Source organism: Pseudomonas sp. KH_046_1, from assembly GCF_057839025.1.
This window is the reverse complement of the sequence record NZ_CM174481.1, coordinates 4410280-4430607: the sequence shown is the minus strand read 5'-3', so window position 1 is coordinate 4430607 and position 20328 is coordinate 4410280. Positions and strand designations below refer to the sequence as shown.

15 protein-coding genes are annotated in these 20328 nt (G+C 61.6%); 11 read left to right on the top strand and 4 right to left on the bottom strand.

What is annotated here, in order from left to right:
- Positions 1–6 precede the first annotated feature (6 nt).
- Entirely contained in the window at positions 7–1980 is a 1974-nt protein-coding gene (locus AC3IT9_RS20360) for a MacB family efflux pump subunit (protein ID WP_489270866.1), read from the bottom strand.
- Positions 1981–3153: an efflux RND transporter periplasmic adaptor subunit gene (locus tag AC3IT9_RS20355; protein WP_353741311.1), complete on the bottom strand. Its 1173-nt coding sequence runs from the start codon at positions 3151–3153 to the stop codon at positions 1981–1983.
- Positions 3154–3526: 373 nt separating this feature from the next.
- On the opposite strand from AC3IT9_RS20355, the gene AC3IT9_RS20350 reads away from it, so the two are divergent.
- The 7 genes from AC3IT9_RS20350 (at position 3527) to AC3IT9_RS20320 (ending at position 14122) form a co-directional block, all read left to right on the top strand.
- Positions 3527–4009 (top strand): sigma-70 family RNA polymerase sigma factor, encoded by a 483-nt coding sequence (locus AC3IT9_RS20350; RefSeq protein ID WP_150753194.1) that lies wholly within the window; start codon positions 3527–3529, stop codon positions 4007–4009.
- 133 nt (positions 4010–4142) lie between these two features.
- On the top strand, positions 4143–5480 hold the full coding sequence (locus tag AC3IT9_RS20345; RefSeq protein ID WP_489270865.1) for a lysine N(6)-hydroxylase/L-ornithine N(5)-oxygenase family protein: 1338 nt from the start codon (positions 4143–4145) through the stop codon (positions 5478–5480).
- Between the two features lie 569 nt (positions 5481–6049).
- Positions 6050–8764 carry a magnesium-translocating P-type ATPase gene (gene mgtA, locus AC3IT9_RS20340; protein WP_489270864.1) on the top strand — a complete coding sequence of 905 codons (2715 nt, stop codon included), beginning with the start codon at positions 6050–6052 and terminating at the stop codon, positions 8762–8764.
- A gap of 150 nt (positions 8765–8914) precedes the next feature.
- Positions 8915–9631 (top strand): MgtC/SapB family protein, encoded by a 717-nt coding sequence (locus AC3IT9_RS20335; RefSeq protein ID WP_150725743.1) that lies wholly within the window; start codon positions 8915–8917, stop codon positions 9629–9631.
- Between the two features lie 127 nt (positions 9632–9758).
- A complete protein-coding gene (locus tag AC3IT9_RS20330) occupies positions 9759–10160 on the top strand; it encodes a chemotaxis protein CheY (protein WP_489270863.1) in 402 nt (133 codons plus the stop codon).
- A 107-nt stretch (positions 10161–10267) separates the two neighbouring features.
- Complete coding sequence (locus AC3IT9_RS20325; protein WP_150759347.1) at positions 10268–10894, top strand: response regulator transcription factor; 627 nt, start codon at positions 10268–10270, stop codon at positions 10892–10894.
- Entirely contained in the window at positions 10895–14122 is a 3228-nt protein-coding gene (locus AC3IT9_RS20320) for a transporter substrate-binding domain-containing protein (RefSeq protein WP_489270862.1), read from the top strand.
- Positions 14123–14125: 3 nt separating this feature from the next.
- Here the strand turns inward: AC3IT9_RS20320 and dkgB are convergent, their stop codons facing one another.
- Positions 14126–14929 carry a 2,5-didehydrogluconate reductase DkgB gene (dkgB, locus tag AC3IT9_RS20315; protein ID WP_489270861.1) on the bottom strand — a complete coding sequence of 268 codons (804 nt, stop codon included), beginning with the start codon at positions 14927–14929 and terminating at the stop codon, positions 14126–14128.
- A 245-nt stretch (positions 14930–15174) separates the two neighbouring features.
- Positions 15175–16083, bottom strand: coding sequence for a LysR family transcriptional regulator (locus tag AC3IT9_RS20310; RefSeq protein WP_150725748.1), 909 nt, complete (start codon positions 16081–16083; stop codon positions 15175–15177).
- Positions 16084–16187: 104 nt separating this feature from the next.
- On the opposite strand from AC3IT9_RS20310, the gene AC3IT9_RS20305 reads away from it, so the two are divergent.
- The 4 genes from AC3IT9_RS20305 (at position 16188) to AC3IT9_RS20290 (ending at position 20177) form a co-directional block, all read left to right on the top strand.
- Positions 16188–17054: a pirin family protein gene (locus tag AC3IT9_RS20305; RefSeq protein WP_489270859.1), complete on the top strand. Its 867-nt coding sequence runs from the start codon at positions 16188–16190 to the stop codon at positions 17052–17054.
- 93 nt (positions 17055–17147) lie between these two features.
- Positions 17148–17831 carry an isochorismatase family protein gene (locus AC3IT9_RS20300; protein ID WP_008049795.1) on the top strand — a complete coding sequence of 228 codons (684 nt, stop codon included), beginning with the start codon at positions 17148–17150 and terminating at the stop codon, positions 17829–17831.
- A 56-nt stretch (positions 17832–17887) separates the two neighbouring features.
- The gene (ycaC, locus tag AC3IT9_RS20295) at positions 17888–18514 is read left to right on the top strand and encodes an isochorismate family cysteine hydrolase YcaC (protein WP_151214941.1); all 627 of its coding nucleotides are present in this window, start codon (positions 17888–17890) and stop codon (positions 18512–18514) included.
- A gap of 220 nt (positions 18515–18734) precedes the next feature.
- Positions 18735–20177 carry a cyclic nucleotide-binding domain-containing protein gene (locus tag AC3IT9_RS20290; RefSeq protein WP_489270858.1) on the top strand — a complete coding sequence of 481 codons (1443 nt, stop codon included), beginning with the start codon at positions 18735–18737 and terminating at the stop codon, positions 20175–20177.
- Positions 20178–20328 lie beyond the last annotated feature (151 nt).

Genomic DNA, 20328 nt, shown 5'->3' with positions numbered 1-20328 from the left:
AATCGATCATTCACTGGTAAGGGCTGTGACCGGGTCGAGTCGGGCAGCCTTGCGGGCCGGCATGTAGCCGAAAACGACACCGGTGACCAGGGCGCAGCCGAAGGCGCCCAGCACCGCTATCAGGGAGAACGCGACAGCGACTTCGCTGAAAATCAGCACGCCACCGACGATCAGTGCCAGGGCGATCCCGGTGAGGCCGCCCACCACCGAGAGCATCACCGCTTCGGTGAGGAACTGGCGCAGGATGTCGCGCTGGCGGGCACCGGTGGCCATGCGGATACCGATCTCGCGAGTCCGCTCGCGCACGGTCATGAGCATGATGTTCATCACGCCGATCCCGCCCACCAGCAGCGAAATCGCCGCAATCGAGCCGAGCATCAGCGACAGGGTGTTTTGCGTGCGCGCCTCGGCCTGGATCATCGCCGCGTTGTTGGTCAGTTCGAAATCGTGCTTGCCGTCGTGCAGGCGCAGCATCAGTTGCTCGATGGCTTTTTCGGTTTCCTTGACCTTGCGCGCATCGGCGGCGGCGATGGCGATGTACTCGGGATTGTGGGTGCCGAACAGCCGAACGCTGGCGGCGGAGTAGGGGATGGCGATGCGGTCGTCGCTGTCGGAGTCGCCGGAGCTGGCGCCTTTTTCCGCGAGCACGCCGACCACCTGGAAGGGTACGTTTTCGATCAGGATGTACTGGCCGATCGGGTTGGCCACGTCCTTGAGCAGTTTGGTCCGCACCTTGTGCCCGATCACCGCGACCGCCGCGGCGTTCTGTTCATCGGCGTGGGTGAAGTAGCTGCCTTCGACCACCGGCCAATTGAAAATGGCCGGGAAGTTGGTGTCGTTGCCACCGACGTAGCTCAAGTGATCGAGGTTGCCAAAGCGCACCCCGGCCTCCTGGCCGTTGACCGGCATGATCCGCATCACCTGGGGCAAGCTGGCAATCGCGGCGACCTCATCGAGGGTGACGATGCCCATGGGTGTGCGCGGGTTGGGCGCCGAGCCGCTGAGGTAGATGATGTTGGAACCGAACGCACCCATTTGCGCCATCACCTGGCGCTTGCTGCCTTCGCCCACCGCCAGCATCACCACCACCGAGGCCACGCCTATGATGATCCCGAGCAGGGTCAGTGCGGTGCGGAACTTGTTGATCCACATCACTCGCCACGCCGCGTGCACGGCATCGACCAGTTCGCCTTTCCAGGCACCGGTGGCTTCGGCGCCTTCGCTCAGGCGCCTGCGCAAGTCGACGGCTTGCAGGGCGCCGGGATTGGCCGGGTTTTGCGCGGCGGGATTGTCCCGGGCGCTGTCGCTGATGATCTCGCCGTCGCGAATTTCGATGATGCGTTTGGCCCTGGCCGCCACTTCGCGGTCGTGGGTGATGAGGATCACCACGTGGCCCTGGCTCGCCAGTTCGTCGAGCAGGGTCATGACCTCGGCGCCGCTGTGGCTGTCGAGGGCGCCGGTGGGTTCGTCGGCAAGGATGATGTGGCCGCCGTTCATCAGGGCGCGGGCAATCGACACCCGTTGCTGCTGCCCGCCGGAGAGTTGATGGGGGCGGTTGCCGGTGCGCGAAGCCAGGCCGAGGCGGTCGAGCAGGGCGGCGGCGCGGGCGTGGCGTTCGGCGGCGGGTAAGCCTGCGTAGATCGCCGGCATCTCGACGTTTTCCTGGGCCGAACCGGATGGAATCAGGTGGTAGCCCTGGAACACAAACCCGAAGGCTTCACGCCGCAGCCAGGCCAGTTCGTCACTGTCCAGCGCCGCGACGTTTTCCCCGGCGAAGCGGTATTCGCCCGAGGTCGGGCGGTCGAGGCAGCCGAGGATGTTCATCAGCGTCGATTTGCCGGAGCCGGAAGCGCCGACGATCGCCACGAACTCCCCTGCATGGATCGACAGGTCGATGCCACGCAGCACGTGGACTTCAGGCGCGTCGCCACCGCCGTAGGCTTTGCGGATGTCCGAAAGGTCGATCAGGGGCGTGTGCATTCAGCCGCCACTCCCGTCGACCGGGCCGATCAGCAGGTGATCGCCTTCTTGCAGGCCGTCGAGGATCTGCACCCGCAGGCGGTCGCTGATGCCGGTGCGCACATTGCGCTGCTCGATGCTGCCATTGCTGGCGACCACTTGCGCGGTCTGCCGGTCTGTCTGCGTGCCGGCCTGCAGGGCGGCGATGGGTGCGGTGAGTACGTTCTGCGCCTGATTGGCGACGAAAAATACCTGGGTGGTCATTTCCGCCATCAAGGCGTTGTCGGCGTTGTCGACGTCCAGCAACACGGTGTACAGCACCACGCGGGCACTCCCGCTTTTGCTGGCGCTGGCGGGGCTGCCGCCGCCCTGGCTGGTCTGGTCCAGTGGCTTGGGCGGGACGGGGAGGATTTGCCGCACGGTGCTGGTCCAGCGCCGGCTGCCACCGCTCAGGGTGGTGAACCAGGCGTGCATGCCGGGTTTGACGTGGCCGATGTCGGCCTCCGAGACCTCGGCCCACACGGTCATCGGCGACAGCTTGGCGATGCGCAGGATCAGCGGCGTTTGCTGCTGGGCATTGAGGGTCTGGCCTTCGCGAGCATCCAGCGCGACCACGGTGCCGGCCATCGGCGCATAAATCCGCGTGTAGCCGAGCTCCGCCTGGTCGCTGCGCAGGCTGGCTTCGGCCTGGCGGATCTGCGCCTGGAACATGTCGACCCGTGCCTGGGTGGCGCGCAGTTCGGCCTGGGCGGTCTGCACGTCTTCTTCACGGGTGGCGCCGCCGGCGGCAAGGTTCTGTTGACGCTGGTATTTCTGCCGGGCCAGGTCGTGCTGCGCCCGCTGTTCCTGCAGCTGCGCCTTGAGATTTTCGACGGAGAAACGCCCGGCATCGAGTTTGGCCTGTTGCGTGGACGGGTCGATTTCCACCAGCAACTGGCCTTCCTTGACCACATCGCCGACCTCCACGTGGATCTTGTGGATCTGCCCGGACGCCTGGGCGCCGACGTCGACATAGCGCCGCGGTTGCAGGGTGCCCAAGGCCGTGACGCTGCTTTCAATGTCGGCGCGGCTGACCTGGACGGTGGCGAACCCGTCGCGGCCCGGCGGGATGAACTGCCAGGCGGCAACGGCAACCACGGGGATCAGACAAAGTGCTGCAAGCAGGGCGCGTCGGGTCTGTCGGGAGCGTTTCATTCGGGGTTCCGGCCAAAGGATATCGGCCCGTCGTTGAGCGGCGCAGAGACGGGAAGCTGTCCTGTAGACGTTGAACGGAGCAGAGAATTTAGCCGACAACACAAACCCCTGTAGGAGCGAGCCTGCTCGCGATGGCCGCGAGGACGACGCGTTAAATCAGAAAGTGCGCATCATCGTTCACGACCATCGCGAGCAGGCTCGCTCCTACAGGGATCGAGACAATTTATCGGGCAAGTTGAAGCAGTACTTTAAATCTATATGAGAATTACTATAAATTACGCGTCTCGAACTGCCACTATCGTGCCACTGTGTGATTCAGCGGTCGCCGAACCGGCTCAAGGACAGAAACCGCACCCCCGTGCGGACGGGAGTCATGTTGGAAAACTACTATCGCGAACTGGTGTGTTTCCTGAACGCCAGGCTGGGCAACCGTCAGGTGGCCGAAGATGTGGTGCATGACGCTTATCTGCGGGTCCTGGAGCGCTCCAGTGATACGCCGATCGAGCAGCCCCGGGCATTCCTTTATCGCACCGCCCTCAACCTGGTTATCGACGACCATCGACGCAACACCCTGCGACAGGCCGAACCTCTGGACGTACTCGATAATGAGGAGCGCTATTTCACTCCTTCGCCGCAAAACGTGCTTGATCATGGCCAGCGCCTGGACATGCTCCAGCGGGCCTTGGCGGAGTTGCCGAGGCTGTGCCGCGAGAGTTTTCTGCTGCGCAAGATCGAAGGCCTGTCCCATCCGCAGATTGCCGAGCAACTGGGCATTTCCCGGGCAATGGTCGAGAAGCACATAGTCAATGCCATGAAGCATTGCCGTATACGCATGCGACAGTGGGACGCCCAGTGATCCTGCGCGGTTAAATTTTTTTTCACGGTCCTCGTTCCTACTCAACAGACGACCTGTTGTGCGGCCCTTGGCGGGTCAGGTCACTTAGGTTCAATGCCCCGCCTTTGAGGGGAACATCCAGAGGACACTGGAAATGACACAGGCAATTGCTTCGCCCCTCGTTCACGACCTGATCGGCGTCGGTTTCGGCCCGTCGAACCTGGCACTGGCCATCGCGCTGCAAGAGCGCGGGGCGAGCCAGGGCAACCTGGATGTGCTGTTTCTCGACAAGCAGGCCGACTACCGCTGGCACGGCAACACCCTGGTGACCCAGAGCGAGTTGCAGATTTCCTTTCTCAAGGACCTGGTGACTCTGCGCAATCCGACCAGCCCTTACTCGTTCGTCAATTACCTCAAGGCCCACGGGCGCCTGGTGGACTTCATCAACCTGGGCACCTTCTATCCGTGCCGCATGGAGTACAACGACTACCTGCGCTGGGTCGCCGGGCAGTTCACCGCGCAAAGCCGCTACGGCGAAGAAGTGCTGACCATCGAGCCGGTGCTGCACAACCATCAGGTCGAGGCGTTGCGGGTGATTTCCCGCGATTCGACCGGGCATCAACATGTGCGCACCACCCGTTCGGTGGTGGTCAGCGCCGGTGGCACGCCACGCATTCCCGAAGAGTTCAAGGCGCTCAAGGATGACGGCCGGGTGTTCCATCACTCCCAGTACCTGGCGCAGATGGCCAAGCAGCCGTGCGTGGACAACCGGCCGATGAGCATTGCGATCATCGGTGGCGGGCAGAGCGCAGCCGAAGCCTTCATCGATTTGAACGACAGCTTCCCGTCGGTGCAGGTGGACATGATCCTGCGCGGCTCGGCACTCAAGCCGGCCGACGACAGCCCCTTCGTCAACGAAGTGTTCTCGCCGGAGTTCACCGACCTGGTGTTCCAGCAGCCCGACAGCGAGCGCGAGCGACTGGTGAACGAGTACCACAACACCAACTATTCGGTGGTGGACATCGATTTGATCGAGCGCATCTACGGCATCTTCTACCGGCAGAAAGTCTCGGGTATCGCCCGTCATGCGTTCCACACCCTGACCACAATCGAAAAAGCCACGGCCAACGAACGGGGTATCGAACTGGTGTTGCGCAACAATGCCACCGGCGAAATCTCGGTGCGTCACTACGACGCCGTGGTGCTGGCCACCGGCTACGAGCGGCAGATGCACCGCAAGCTGCTGGCACCGCTGGAAGAGTACCTGGGCGATTTCGAGGTCGATCGCAACTATAAACTGATCACCGATGAACGCTGCAAGGCCGGCCTCTACATGCAGGGCTTTTGCCAGGCCAGCCATGGGCTGAGCGACACCTTGCTGTCGATCCTGCCGATTCGTGCCGATGAGATTGCCGGCTCTTTGTATGAGCACGGTAAGCATCGCGGGCATGGGCGGTCGGTGGTGGATTTGTTGTTGGCGACGGCGAGCTGAGTTCTGCGGCGACTGACAGGCCGCCTTCGCGAGCAAGCCCGCTCCCACAGTAGTCCTGTGAACACAGGTCCATTGTGGGAGCGAGCCTGCTCGCGAAGGGGCCAGAAAGAACACCGCAAATGTTGATTCCTGAACCCTTCCTGAAGATCCCCGCGATTCCCCCGGCAAGCTTTTGTAACGGGTTTACTCTCCAAACTTCGAGGCGTAAGCTTCGCGCGTTTTCATCCATTACGGAGACCCACAGTGGGTACTTGTTCGAGTGACAGTTGTCGGCCGGTCTCGGTAACCGGCATTTTCTCGGCAAGATAACGCGCAGTCTCCTGTGCCGTTGTCTCGCCGACAAGCGAGCAGCGGCATCCCGATCATGGCCGGTCCCGGCCATGTCCCGACGTCCCTCTCATCGACGCTGAACAGTGCGTGGTTTCGACTTTTTGTCGTGGCCGCCGCTCTATCGACACGCCTGTCATTCGTGACCGGCGCGCCAGGCCTTGCTTTGCCGGTTGTTCCGGCGGCAGCGGCGTGGACCTGCCTGCTCGACGGTTTCCCGGCTGACCAAAGGGGCACCAGCCATGAAACTTACCCTCAAGGAATTCTTCGCAGGTTTCCTGCGTAACCGCCACATCGCCCGGCACTTCCGCCGCCTGGCGTTGCTGGAAACCTTCACCGACACCACGGTCAGCCGTGAAGTCCCGCCCACCCTGGCGCAAACCCTGGTGGCCGCTGCCGGCAGCGACACCGGTCAATTGCTCAACACCCTGGGCAGTCACACCGACGGCTTGAGCGAGTTCGAAGCCGATGCCCTGCGCGAGCAATTCGGCCTCAATGAAGTCGAGCACGAACAGCCGCTGCCGTGGTGGACCCACCTGTGGCACTGCTACAAGAATCCGTTCAACCTGCTGCTGACGTTGCTGGCGGTCATCTCCTGGCTGACCGAAGACATGAAAGCCGCCATCGTGATTTTCTCCATGGTGGTGCTCTCGACCTTGCTGCGCTTCTGGCAGGAAACCAAATCCAACCAGGCTGCCGATGCCCTCACGGCCATGGTCAGCAACACCGCCACAGTGATGCGCCGTGACCTTGAGGACCGCGGCGCGCAGCGTATCGAGTTGCCGATCAAGCAGCTGGTGCCGGGCGACCTGATCGTGCTGTCGGCCGGTGACATGATTCCCGCCGATTGCCGGGTGCTCAGCGCCAAGGACCTGTTCGTCAGCCAGGCGGCCATGACCGGTGAATCGATGCCGGTGGAAAAATTTCCCCGCCAGCAGGACCGCGACACGCTCAACCCGCTGGACCTGGACAACATCCTGTTCATGGGCACCAACGTGGTGTCCGGCACGGCCATGGCGGTGATCCTCACCACCGGCAACAGCACCTATTTCGGTGCCCTGGCCCAGCGCGTGGGTGCAACCGACCGGGCGCCGACTTCGTTCCAGACCGGGGTCAACAAAGTCAGCTGGCTGCTGATCCGCTTCATGTTCGTGATGGCGCCGCTGGTGTTGTTCATCAACGGTTTCACCAAGGGCGACTGGACCGAAGCGCTGCTGTTCGCGCTGTCGATTGCCGTGGGCCTGACCCCGGAAATGCTGCCGATGATCGTGACCTCGACCCTGGCCAAGGGCGCGGTGTTCCTGTCACGCAAGAAAGTCATCGTCAAACGCCTGGACGCCATCCAGAACTTCGGCGCCATGGACGTGCTGTGCACCGACAAGACCGGCACCCTGACCCAGGACAAGATCTTCCTGGCGCGCAACGTCGACGTCTGGGGCAACGACTCGGATGACGTGCTGGAAATGGCCTACCTCAACAGCTACTACCAGACCGGCCTGAAAAACCTGCTGGATGTGGCGGTGCTCGAACATGTCGAGATCCACCGTGAGCTGAAAGTCGGCACAGCGTTTCGCAAGGTCGACGAGATTCCGTTCGACTTCACCCGCCGGCGCATGTCGGTGGTGGTCGCCGAGCGTGATCAACCGCACCTGCTGATCTGCAAGGGTGCGGTGGAAGAAGTGCTGGCGGTGTGCTCGCGGGTGCGTCATGGCGAAGTCGATGAAGCCTTGACCGAAGAACTGCTGGCGCGAATCCGTCAGGTCACGGCCACGTTCAACGCCGAAGGCCTGCGGGTGGTTGCGGTAGCCGCGCGGCCAATGGTCGAAGGCCGCGACACCTACAGCCTGGCCGATGAACAGGCACTGACGCTGATCGGTTACGTGGCGTTTCTCGATCCGCCGAAAGAAAGCACCGCACCCGCCCTCAAGGCCCTGGCCGCCCATGGCGTGGCGGTGAAAGTGCTGACCGGCGACAACGAACTGGTGACGGCGAAAATCTGCCGCGAAGTCGGCCTGGAGCAGCAAGGCCTGCTGATGGGCAACGACATTGAACGCATGAGCGATGCCGAGCTGGCGAAAGCGGTGGAAACCACCAACGTCTTCGCCAGGCTGACGCCGACCCACAAGGAACGCATCGTCCGTCTGCTCAAGGGCAACGGCCATGTGGTCGGTTTCATGGGCGACGGCATCAACGACGCCCCGGCCCTGCGCACCGCCGACATCGGTATTTCCGTGGACAGCGCCGTGGACATCGCCAAGGAAGCGGCCGACATCATCCTGCTGGAAAAGAGCCTGATGGTGCTGGAGGAGGGCGTGCTGGAAGGGCGCCGGACCTTCGCCAACATGCTCAAGTACATCAAGATGACCGCCAGTTCGAACTTCGGCAACGTGTTCTCGGTGCTGGTGGCCAGTGCGTTCATCCCGTTCCTGCCGATGCTGCCGATGCACCTGCTGGTGCAGAACCTGCTCTATGACATTTCGCAGATCGCCATCCCGTTCGATAACGTCGATGAGGAAATGCTCAAGCAGCCGCAGCGCTGGCAGCCGGCGGATGTCGGGCGCTTCATGCTGTTTTTCGGACCGATCAGCTCGATCTTCGACATCACCACGTTCGCCTTGATGTGGTACGTGTTCGATGCCAACACCCCGGATCACCAGACCCTGTTCCAGTCCGGCTGGTTCGTGGTCGGGCTGCTGACCCAGACCCTGATCGTGCACATGATCCGCACGCCGAAGATCCCGTTCCTGCAAAGCCGCGCGGCCATGCCGTTGCTGGTGATGACCGGGCTGATCATGGCCGTGGGGATTTTCCTGCCAATGGGACCGCTGGCGCATTACTTCAAATTGCAGGCGTTGCCGTCGCTGTACTTCGTGTTCCTGCCGGTGATCCTGCTGGCGTACATGGCGCTGACCCAGGCGGTGAAGGGGTTCTACATTCGCCGGTTTGGCTGGCAATAAAGCCGCGAGGCTGGCAAATCAACGCAGCCCTTGTGGGAGCGAGCCTGCTCGCGATAGCGGTGGGTCAGTCCCATAAATGTCGAATGTGCCGCCGTCATCGCGAGCAGGCTCGCTCCCACAGGGGGGCGTATGTTTTTCAAGGAATTCATCATGCAAGCACTTAACAACCTCAACCTGACCTCCCTGCTCGACACCCTGGTCAGCCTCAGCGCGGCCTTCATCCTCGGTGGCCTGATCGGTTTCGAGCGCCAGTACCGGCAGCGCACCGCGGGCCTGCGCACCAATGTGCTGGTGGCGGTGGGCGCGGCGATTTTCGTCGACATGGCCAACCGGCTCGCCGGTGCCGAAGGCGCCGTGCGGGTCGTAGCCTACGTGGTTTCCGGCATCGGCTTTCTCGGTGCCGGGGTGATCATGCGCGAAGAGGGCAATGTGCGCGGCCTCAATACGGCTGCCACGCTCTGGACCTCGGCGGCGGTCGGTGCCTGCGCCGGTGCCGACCTGCTGGCCGAGGCGCTGCTTGGCACCTTGTTTGTGCTGGCGGCAAACACGCTGCTGCGGCCGATCGTCAACAACATCAACCGTCAGCCGCTGGATGTGATTTCGGCGGAAGTCACCAACATCGTCTATGTCATCGCCCGGCGCACCCAGCAGAAAACCGTGCTGGCCTTGCTCGAAGCCGAGCTGGAACGCAGCAACTATCCGGCCAGCGATGTCGATGTGCATGCCTTCGGCACGGATGAAATTGAAATCGAAGCCACCCTGGCGACCACCTCGGTCGATGGTGATGAACTGGATGCGCTGGTGGCACGGATTTCGATGTCGACCCTGGTGGTGCAGGCGTTCTGGAGTCCGAGTACCACGGAGTAAAGGCCAGGGTTTCCCTGGCAAGAGTCAGACAAACCGGCATTTATTTGGGAATATTCCTACATAAACCTAGGGCGGTCTTCCGTAGGCTTTGCGACCTCTTGAAACCGACATCCTTTTGGAGGTCACCTTGCCGAACAAATCCCTGCGCATCCTGATCGCCGATGCGCAGCACTTCAACCGCCTGCGGATCGAGCGGCTGCTCAACCAGCTTGGCTATTTTCGGGTGGCTCCGGTGCAGAGCCTCGACGAGCTCCTTCCACTGGTGGAGTACGGTTGCGAGCCTCTGGATCTGGTGCTCGTCAATGGGGCGATGGCCAGCGGAGCGCTGGACCTGTTGAATTTCTTTACCGACAACCCGCAGGTTCATCACGTCTTCATCTTTAATGAGCAGCAGGCGCCGTTGCCGCCAGTCGCGGGCAACGTCCAGGTCAGCCAGGCCGCTCTGCCGGACCTGGCGTCCATTACGCAGTTGATGAGCGCCGTCGATCGCTGGCTACCGTTCGTCGGAACTGTCATTTCTGTCAGGTAGTTCTTTCCAGCCTTCCATGCAAAAGTCTATGCGCAGCGTTGTGCCTAACCGCTGCGGTGCCTGGAGGGCATTTTTTGCCCGATCGTGTTTTTTGCACGGGAGTTGTCATGAAGTCAGCACTGATTGTGGAAGATCATCCGGTGGTTCGCTCCATGATCAAACTCGTACTCAAGGGCGAAGGGTTCAAGCAGATTTACGAGGCCTCCCGAGGCGATGAGGTCTTGTCGTTGATCCGGGAGCATCAACCGGATGTCGTGCTGCTTGATCTGGGTCTTCCCGGTGTGGCGGGGCTTGAGGTGATGGACCGTATCAAGGCCGAAAACACGCGATGTCGCGTGGTGGTGTTCACCTCGCTGGAGGCCCAGTTCTATCAGGACCGCTGCATGCGTGCAGGGGCTGTTGCCTATGTTTCCAAGAGCAAGGACCTGGATGACTTGAAGGCGGCGGTGAACTCCGTGATGGCCGGCTATACCTATTTCGCCCAGATCCCTTCGAGTTCCGTGTCGATGGGGGAGTTGCAACGCAGTGAAAAGCAGTTGATCGACAGGCTCTCCAATCGTGAGTTGACCATTCTGCAGTACCTGGCCCGGGGTTCGAAAAACCTGGAAATCGCCGAGATCATGCACCTGAGCTACAAGACCGTCAGTACCTACAAGACCCGACTCACCCTCAAGCTCAACGTGAGCTCGTCGGTGCACTTGAGGGATTTCGCTCTGCGCAATCATTTGATCTGAATGAACGCTCTCCGACGACTGGCAGGCGGGGTGCTGATTGGCCTTCTTCTCTGGGCATCGACGGTCTGTGCGCAACAGTCGTTGACCCTGTTGGGACGCTCGAGCGCCGAAGGCCTGAGCGTCAGGTGGACGGAAACCGAATTGCACTGGCTAGAGAAAAAAAGCCGATTGGTGCTGGCGGTCTCGGCGCCGGACTATCCTCCTTTCGAGTTCAACACGGCGGGCAGGGTGTTCGAAGGCGTGACAGCCGATTACGCCGGGTTGCTCGAACAATTGTTGAACGTCGTCATCGAGGTTCAACGTTATCCGTCGCGGGCCGCCGCGGTGCAGGCCATCAAGGAAGGGCAGGCAGACCTGCTGGGAACGGCCAATCGATTTGAAGCCGAAGATCCGCTGTTACAGATGTCCAGCGCCTACGCGGTCGATCAACCGGTGCTGGTCACGCGTACCGATTTCCCTCCGGTGCTCGACCCGACACTGGCGGGCAAGCGGCTGGTGATGCTGTATCACTACTTGCCCGAATACAGCGTGCAACAGTTCTATTCCAAAGCGCAGGTCCAGCTGTTTCCCTCGACACTGGCGGCGATGGGCGCCGTGGCGTTCGGCCAGGCCGATGTCTATCTGGGCGATGCGATCAATGCCCATTATCTGATCAGCAAGAATTACCTGAACAACGTGCAACTGACGGACTTCTCGCCCATGGAGTCCGGGCGTTTTGCCTTTGCGATGGCCCGCGACAACGTTGCGCTATTACGTGTCGTCAACAAGGCGCTGGCAGTCGTCACCACCAATAAACAAATGAACATCCTGCGTCGTTGGGGGGCAAACGGGGTGTCTATCCCCGGCACCCAGTCATTGCAATTGAGCGTGGCCGAACAGCACTGGCTCGAACGCCACCCGCGGGTGAGGGTCGCGATCAACGAAAATATCCCGCCGATTTCATTTATCGACAGCGAAGGCAAGTTTCGCGGTATTGGCATCGATGTGCTGACGAAAATCAGTTTGCGCACCGGGTTGCAATTTGACATCCGCGGCATGAAGTCGGTGGCCGAGATGATGACCGGCATCACCAGCGGGCAGATCGATGTGCTGGCCGGAATCGGCCTCAGTTCCCAGCGTGAAGATCAACTGCTGTTCACCCGGTCGTTCCTGAGCAGCCCTTCGGTACTGGTGACCCACGTGGACACGGACAGCCCCAGGACGCTGGATGACATGGCGGGGAGAACCCTGGCGCTGACCCAGGGCAACATTGCCGGCGAGTACATTCGCCAGCATTACCCGCTGATCCAGCGGGTGGATGCGCCACTGTCGACGGACGCCATGGAAATGGTCGCCCAGGGCAAGGCCCAGGGCGGCATCAACTCCTTGATCAGCGCCCGTTACCTGATTTCCCGGCAGTATCGCGATCGCCTGCAAGTGACCAGCACCGTGGGCACCGACCCGGCACGAAGCACCCTGGCGACCAGTCGCGAGGCCACCGAACTGCATTCGATCCTGGACAAGGCGCTGTTGAGCATCCCTCCCGAAGAAATTGACGAGCTGACCCAGCCCTGGCGCTATGACGCGATGGTCGAGCAGAGTTACTGGCTGCGACACCGGCAGGCGATCGTGCAGGCGTTTGCGGTGGCGGGTGTCTTGCTGTTGCTCGCGTTGGCCGGGATCGTCTGGCAGCGGCGGCAGATTCGCCAGCGTCAGCAATTGCTCGGGCAATTGCAGGAAGCCAAGGACGCAGCGGACGACGCCAACCGGGCCAAGACCACGTTCCTGGCCACCATGAGCCATGAAATCCGCACACCGATGAACGCGTTGATCGGCATGCTCGAACTGGCGCTGAAACGGGCTGATGAAGGGGAGACCGACCGCGCCGCCATCGAGGTGGCGTCCAACGCCGGGCAGCAGTTGCTGGATTTGATCGGCGACATTCTGGATGTCGCCCGGATCGAATCCGGGCATTTGTTGCTGGCGCCGGAGCGGGTCAATCTGCACGCGCTGGTGACGTCGGTCTGCCGGGTTTTCGAAGGGTTGGCGATACAGAAGAATCTGCAGTGGCGGGTCGAGCTCGACGAGCACAGCGACCGCGACGTGATGCTCGATCCCACGCGCTTCAAACAGGTGCTGTCCAATCTGCTGAGCAATGCGATCAAGTTCACCCGGGAAGGCCAGGTGAGCCTGATGCTGCGAGTGCGTCCTCAAGCCCCGGCGCACCTCGCCGTCAGCGTACAAATCGAAGACAGCGGCATCGGCATCAGCGCATTCGACCAGCAACGCCTGTTCAGCCCGTTCGTGCAGGCGGGAAACAGTCAGCAGACAGCCCGGCAAGGTTCCGGCCTGGGCCTGGTGATCAGTCGTACCCTGTGCGAAACGATGGGCGGCCAGTTGCAACTCGACAGTGAGCCTGGGCGCGGGACGCGGGTGGACATCAACCTGGTGCTGCCCGCCCTGCAAGCGTTACCCGTGGAGGGGACGCCCCAGGATCCGGCGCAGCTCACCACTCGGGCGTTGTCGATTCTGGTGGTCGACGATTATCCGGCCAATCGCCTGTTGCTCTCGCGGCAGCTAAGCTACCTGGGCCATCGCGTGGTGCTGGCTGAGGACGGGGCACAGGGGCTTGAACAGTGGCGCGGGCACGGGTTCGACCTGGTCATTACCGACTGCAACATGCCGGTGCTCAGTGGTTATGAATTGGCGGGCGCGATACGTGAGCAAGAGCGGGTGCAGGGGCTGTCGCCGACGCTGATTCTGGGCTTTACCGCCAATGCGCAGGCCGAGGAGAAAGCCCGGTGTCAGGCCGCGGGCATGGACGATTGCCTGTTCAAACCCATTCGCCTGGTGGATTTGCAGGCGTGGCTGGCCCAGCGGTTTTCCAGCGCACCCCCAGCGGCAATCGACGACCATGGCTTCGCCGAATTCGATTTGAGCGGGCTGGAGCGCTATGTGGATTCGGACCGTGAGCTGATCGATCAACTGATGCACGATCTGGCGCTGACCAACCGCGAGGACCGCGTGCATTTGCTGGCCTTGCACGCCGGCGGCAATCGCCTGGGCCTGCAGACGCTGGCACACCGGATCAAGGGCGGGGCGCTGATGGTGCGAGCGCTTGCCCTGGTCGAGTGTTGCGAACAACTGGAGCAGGCGTGCAATGACGGCCGCGCGGCACTGATCGACGACGCCGTCGACCAGTTGCAGCAAGCCATGGCCCGCCTGGACCAGCGTCTGGGGCAGGATTGAGGCTCAATCCCAGTTCGGCGCGATGCCTTTGGGGCTGGTCAACCGGTGGCCGCGATCCAGTGTTGCGATCAAGGCCATGTCGGCCTCGCCCAAGGTCAGCTCGCGAGCCTTCAAGTTGCTTTCGAGGTTGGCCCGGCGCGTGGAAGACGGGATCACCGCGTAACCCGATTGCATGGCCCAGGCCAGGGTGACCTGCGCCGCAGTCGCGTGCAGGCGTTCGGCGATCTGCTGGATGAGTGGGTCCTTGAGGACTTCTCCGTAAGCCAGGGTCATGTACGACGTGATTCCTATGCCCTGGCTTTGTGCATAGGCGACGACGTTGCGGTTTTGCAGGTACGGGTGCAGTTCGATCTGGTGGGTGGCGATGTGCTCGGCACCGATGGCCGCAATCGCTTGCTGCATCAGGTCGATGGTGAAGTTGGACACGCCAATCTGCCGGGTCAGGCCCAGTCGCTTGGCTTCAAGCAGGGCGCCCATGAATTCTGCGACCGGCACTTGATCGTCCGGCGACGGCCAGTGGATCAGGGTCAGGTCCAGGTAATCGGTCCGCAGTTTGCGCAGGCTTTCTTTCAGACTGTCGATCAGGCGATCACCGGCCAGGTTGGCGACCCAGATCTTGCTGGTGATGAACAGTTCGTCACGGGCGATGCCGCTGGCAGCGATGGCTTCGCCGACGTCGGCCTCGTTCTCGTAGATTTGTGCGGTATCGATCACCCGGTAGCCGAGCGCCAGGGCGGTGCTCACCGAATCGATGACCACCTGGCCTTGCAAGCGAAAGGTACCCAGGCCGAAGGCGGGAATAGACATCAATGACTCCAGAGGTTGCAGTGGGAATGGGCGGCAGTATCCGCGCCTGCATCCGTGAGAAAAACCGCTGGATCGGCAAAGCAATGTTTACCGAAAGTCATGAATCATCGGCAGATTGCGGCATTGATGGTGTTTGTCCCAGCCTCATCGCGAGCAGGCTCGCTCCCACATTTGGAATGCATTCCCTCTGTGGGAGCGAGCCTGCTCGCGATAGCCATCACTCGGTCCAAAGCCTTACCCCGACCCTAAGCAATATCACTACGACTGAATTCTTCCCCAAGAAAATCGATCAACGTGCGCACCGAAGGCAGCAACCCCCGACGCGAGGGAAAGATCGCATGGATGACACCGCTCTTCGGTACCCAGCCCGGCACCAGTTCCACCAGTTGCCCCGCAGCGATTTCATCGCGCACCACCACACTGGGCAGGTGCACGATGCCGATCCCGGCGACCGCCGCATGGCGCAACGCCAACAGGTCATCGGTGACCATGCGCGGCGCATGCCGGATCATCGCGGTGCTGCCGTCGGCCCCGAACAGTTCCCACTGATATTCGCGCTGCGCCGCGCCCCAGTGCAGGCTCGGCAAGCCGCTGAGGTCGGCCGGGGAGGCCGGTGTCGACAGGCGCGATAAAAAGGCCGGGCTGCCGACCACGCTCTGGGTGCTGTTGCCCAGCACCTTCATCACCATGTCGGTGTTTTCCAGCGGCGGAAAACGTACCCGCAGGGCAATGTCGAAGCCTTCGTGGATCAGGTCGACCCGACGGTTGGTGCTCTCGATGAACAACTCCACCAACGGGTACTTGAGCATGTAGCGGGTCAGCATCGGCCCGACCCAGGAATTGAGCAGCGCCGTCGGGCAACTGACACGCACCAGGCCCTGGGGCTCGGAGCGGTTGCGCTCGATCAGTTCGGCGGCGCTTTCCGCTTCCACCCGCATGGCCAGGCAGCGCTGGTAATAGGCCTGGCCGATTTCCGTCAATGAACAATGCCGGCTGGTGCGGTGCAGCAGGCGCACGCCAAGGCGTTCTTCAAGCTCGGCGATGCGTCGGCTGAGCTTGGACTTGGGCATGTCCAGTGCGCGCCCGGCCGCGGCGAAACCGTGATGTTCCACCACCTGGGTGAAGTAGTAGAGGGTGTTGAGGTCTTCCACCATCGTTCTCCAAATAGAACGCTATAGCTGATTTTTGCAGTCTAGCGCAGCAAAGGTCACGGTTTTAAGCTTTGTCCATGGCTTCACTCACCTCATCAGGAGACACCATGAAAAACATCATCGGTATCTACACCAGTCCACGGACCCATTGGGTTGGCGACGGTTTTCCGGTTCGCACGCTGTTTTCCTACGACAACCTGGGCAAACACATCAGCCCGTTCCTGTTGCTGGATCACGCCGGCCCCGCTGAATTCACCCCGACCACCGAGCGACGTGGCGTTGGTCAGCATCCTCATCGCGGTTTCGAAACCGTGACTATCGTTTACAAGGGCGAGCTGGAGCACCGGGACTCCACCGGCAGTGGCGGCAAGATCGGCCCTGGCGATGTGCAATGGATGACCGCTGCCTCGGGGATCCTGCATGAAGAGTTTCACTCCGAAGGATTCGCCAAGAGCGGCGGCACCCTGGAGATGGTGCAACTGTGGGTCAACCTGCCGGCCAGGGACAAAATGGCCGACCCCGGCTACCAGACGATTCTCGACCGTGACATTCCGGCCATCGCCTTGAAGGACAACGCCGGCAGCCTGCGCCTGATCGCCGGTGAGTTCGACGGCCACAAGGGCGCGGCGCGCACCTTCACCCCGGTCGACGTGTGGGACATTCGTTTGAATGCCGGCAAGTTGCTCACCCTGGATCTGCATGAAGGGCGCAACACCGCACTGGTGGTGCTGCGCGGCACGGTTCAGGTCAACGGCCTGGAATCGGTGCACCAGGGGCAACTGGCCCTGTTCGACCGCAAGGGCGATCAGTTGACCCTCGAAGCCAGCGAAGACGCGGTGGTGCTGTTGCTCAGCGGCGAACCGATCGACGAGCCGATCGTCGGTCACGGGCCGTTCGTGATGAACACCGAGCAAGAAATCCACCAGGCCTTCGCCGACTTCCAGTCCGGCCAGTTCGGCCGGATGCACGCTTAATTCGCAGCGCTTTAACACCCGACTCTACACAGGATGAGTAGGCCGGTTTTCAGGCCAGGGATGGCTGTTGCCCAAAAGAAAGAGGAAACGCTCATGAACACTGTCTACGCGGCCAACTTCAACGGCCAGAAACCGACCATCGACCCCAACGACAGCGCGATGCTGTTGATCGATCACCAGAGCGGACTGTTCCAGATCGTCAAGGACATGGACGTGCCCCAGCTGCGCGCCAACGCCATTGCCCTGGCCAAGGCCGCGACCCTGCTGAAGATGCCGGTGATCACCACCGCTTCCGTTCCCCAGGGGCCTAACGGGCCGTTGATCCCGGAAATCCACGAGGCCGCACCCCATGCGCAATACGTGGCGCGCAAAGGTGAAATCAATGCCTGGGACAACCCGGAGTTTCACGCGGCGGTCAAAGCCACCGGCAAGAAAACCCTGGTGATCGCCGGCACCTTGACCAGCGTGTGCCTGGCGTTCCCGTCCATCGCCGCCGTGCATGAAGGCTACAAGGTGTTTGCGGTGGTCGACGCCTCCGGCAACCACTCGAAACTGGCCACTGATCTGACCGTTGCCCGTCTGGCCCAGGCCGGGGTGGTGCCGATCGACATCATGGCTACGCTCTCTGAGCTGCAAGGCTCGTGGAACCGTCCGGATGCCGAGCAGTGGGCCGCTGTCTACGCCCAGGCCATGCCGCATTATCAATTGCTGATCGAGAGTTACCTCAAGGCTCAGCAAGTGGCGAACGAACACGAGGCGCTGGACTCCCAGCGCTGACCGGTGACCCCACGCCGATTTCCATTCGGCATCGATAACATGCGAGGACTACTGCAATGACTACTTCCTACAAGCGTCTGGACAAGGACAACGCCGCGGTTCTGATGGTTGATCACCAGGCGGGCCTGCTGTCACTGGTGCGCGACATCGACCCGGATCGATTCAAGAACAATGTGCTGGCCCTGGCCGACCTGGCCAAGTACTTCAAGCTGCCGACCATCCTCACCACCAGTTTCGAAACCGGTCCCAACGGACCGCTGGTGCCCGAGCTCAAGGCACTGTTTCCGGACGCGCCGTACATCGCTCGCCCGGGCCAGATCAACGCCTGGGACAACGAAGATTTCGTCATGGCGATCAAGGCCACCGGCAAGAAACAACTGATCATCGCCGGTGTGGTAACTGAAGTGTGCGTGGCGTTCCCGGCGCTTTCGGCACTGGCCGAAGGCTTTGAGGTGTTCGTGGTCACCGACGCGTCCGGCACCTTCAACGAACTGACCCGCGAATCGGCGTGGAACCGTATGACCGCTCAGGGCGCGCAACTGATGACCTGGTTCGGCCTGGCCTGTGAACTGCACCGCGACTGGCGCAACGACATCGAAGGGTTGGGCACGCTGTTCTCCAACCATATTCCGGATTACCGCAACCTGATGACCAGCTACAGCACGCTGGCCAACAGCAAGTAATCCAGCCAACACGCTTTCCCCTGTGGGAGCGAGCCTGCTCGCGATGACGGTAAAACAGACACTGTTGCAGTGACTGTCAGGCCGCCTTCGCGAGCAGGCTCGCTCCCACATTGGTTTTGTGGTGTTTTTGGGAGGGTGTTCATCCCGCCAAATCAATTGCTCCTACACTATGGCCAGTCCATGCGATCTTCGCGTTATTGGCCCTGGCTGGAGTTGCTTGATGCTGTCATTGCTCACCGAACACCCGTTGATTTGCGCGATGGCGCTGATCCTGATCGATATTGGGTTGTGGTACTTGCTCAGTGCCTTTGGCAGCGCCTGGCGGCTGTTGGTGCGGGTGGTGATTTTTTCGTTGTTCAGCCTCCTGTTGTTCAACGAAGGCCTGAACCCGATGGAGCCGCCGCCCTGGCCTGATAACGTACCGTTGCATCTGGCGGCCACCGGCTTGCAGATCGGCTGGTGGTTGTTCGGTGCGCGGACCCTGACCGTGCTGATCGGCGCGGTGATGATGCAACGGGTCGGGCATACCGGGCGGTTGCTTCAGGATTTGCTCGGTGCGGTGATTTTCCTGATCGCGGTCATTGCCGCCCTGGCCTATGTACTCGATCTGCCGGTCAAGGGCGTGCTGGCGACGTCCGGCGCGTTGGCGATCATCGTCGGCCTGGCCTTGCAAAGTACCCTCAGCGACGTGTTTTCCGGGATCGTCCTGAACACCACCAAACCCTACCAACTGGATGACTACATCTCCATCGATGGCATGGAAGGCCGGGTCACCGACATCGACTGGCGTGCCACGCGCCTGCAGACCGCCCAGGGGTGCATGGCGGTGATTCCCAACTCCCTGGCCGCCAAGGCCAAGATCATCAATTTCAGTCGGCCGAGCGATATGTTCGGCATCTCCGTTTCATTGGAAGTGAGCCCGCACGCGCGGCCGAACACGGTGATCGAAGCCCTGGAACGGGCCATGCAGGGTTGCCGCTTTCTGCTGGACACTCCGTCGCCGAGCGTCGGCATGAAAAGTGCCAGCAACACCGGCGTGGTCTATGAAATCAGCGGATTTGTCGCGCAGATGGACCAGAAGCGTTCAGTGCGCAATCAACTGTTCGACCTGGCCTACCGGCACTTGCAGGCGTCCGGCGTCAACCTGCTGTCGAGCGTGGAACCCAATCCGCCAGGCAACCTGTCGCGGGCCCGGGCATTGCTCGACAGCTCGCCGATTTTCTCCACCCTGCGCCAGGAAGAGAAAGACACTTTCAGCCAGAACATGACCTTGCAATCGTTCCGCGCCGGGGAAACGATCCTGGAGGCGGGGGAGGTCAGTGATCACCTGTTCATCATCGAGTCCGGGGTGGTCACGGTGACGCTGACCCGGCACGGCGAACCTTTTGAATCCGGGCGCATGGGGCCGGGGGAAGTGATAGGCGAAGCCGGGATCCTGGACGGCAGCTCGGTGCCTGCGCAGTTCACCGCCAAGACTTTCTGTGGCCTGTACCGCATCGAAAAGTCCTACCTCAAGCCATGCCTGGATGCCCGTCACGACATCAGCGATGCAATGAAAACCTTGCTCGATTACCGGCTGCTCAAAGCGAAAACCCTGACTCAGGACCTGCCGGTGGCGGTGGCGAAAAAGGGCTTTTTGCAGTGGTTGCGCAATCGCGTGTGAATGGCCGCTGCGCGGTTCGTCGGATCGCCGCCCGGAGCCGGCTCGCTCCCACAGGGAAATGCGGTCAAATGTGGGAGCGAGCTTGCTCGCGATGACGGCAGTGAACTCACCAAAAGTGAAGAGCGAAACCCATCACACCCGCGCCAATGGC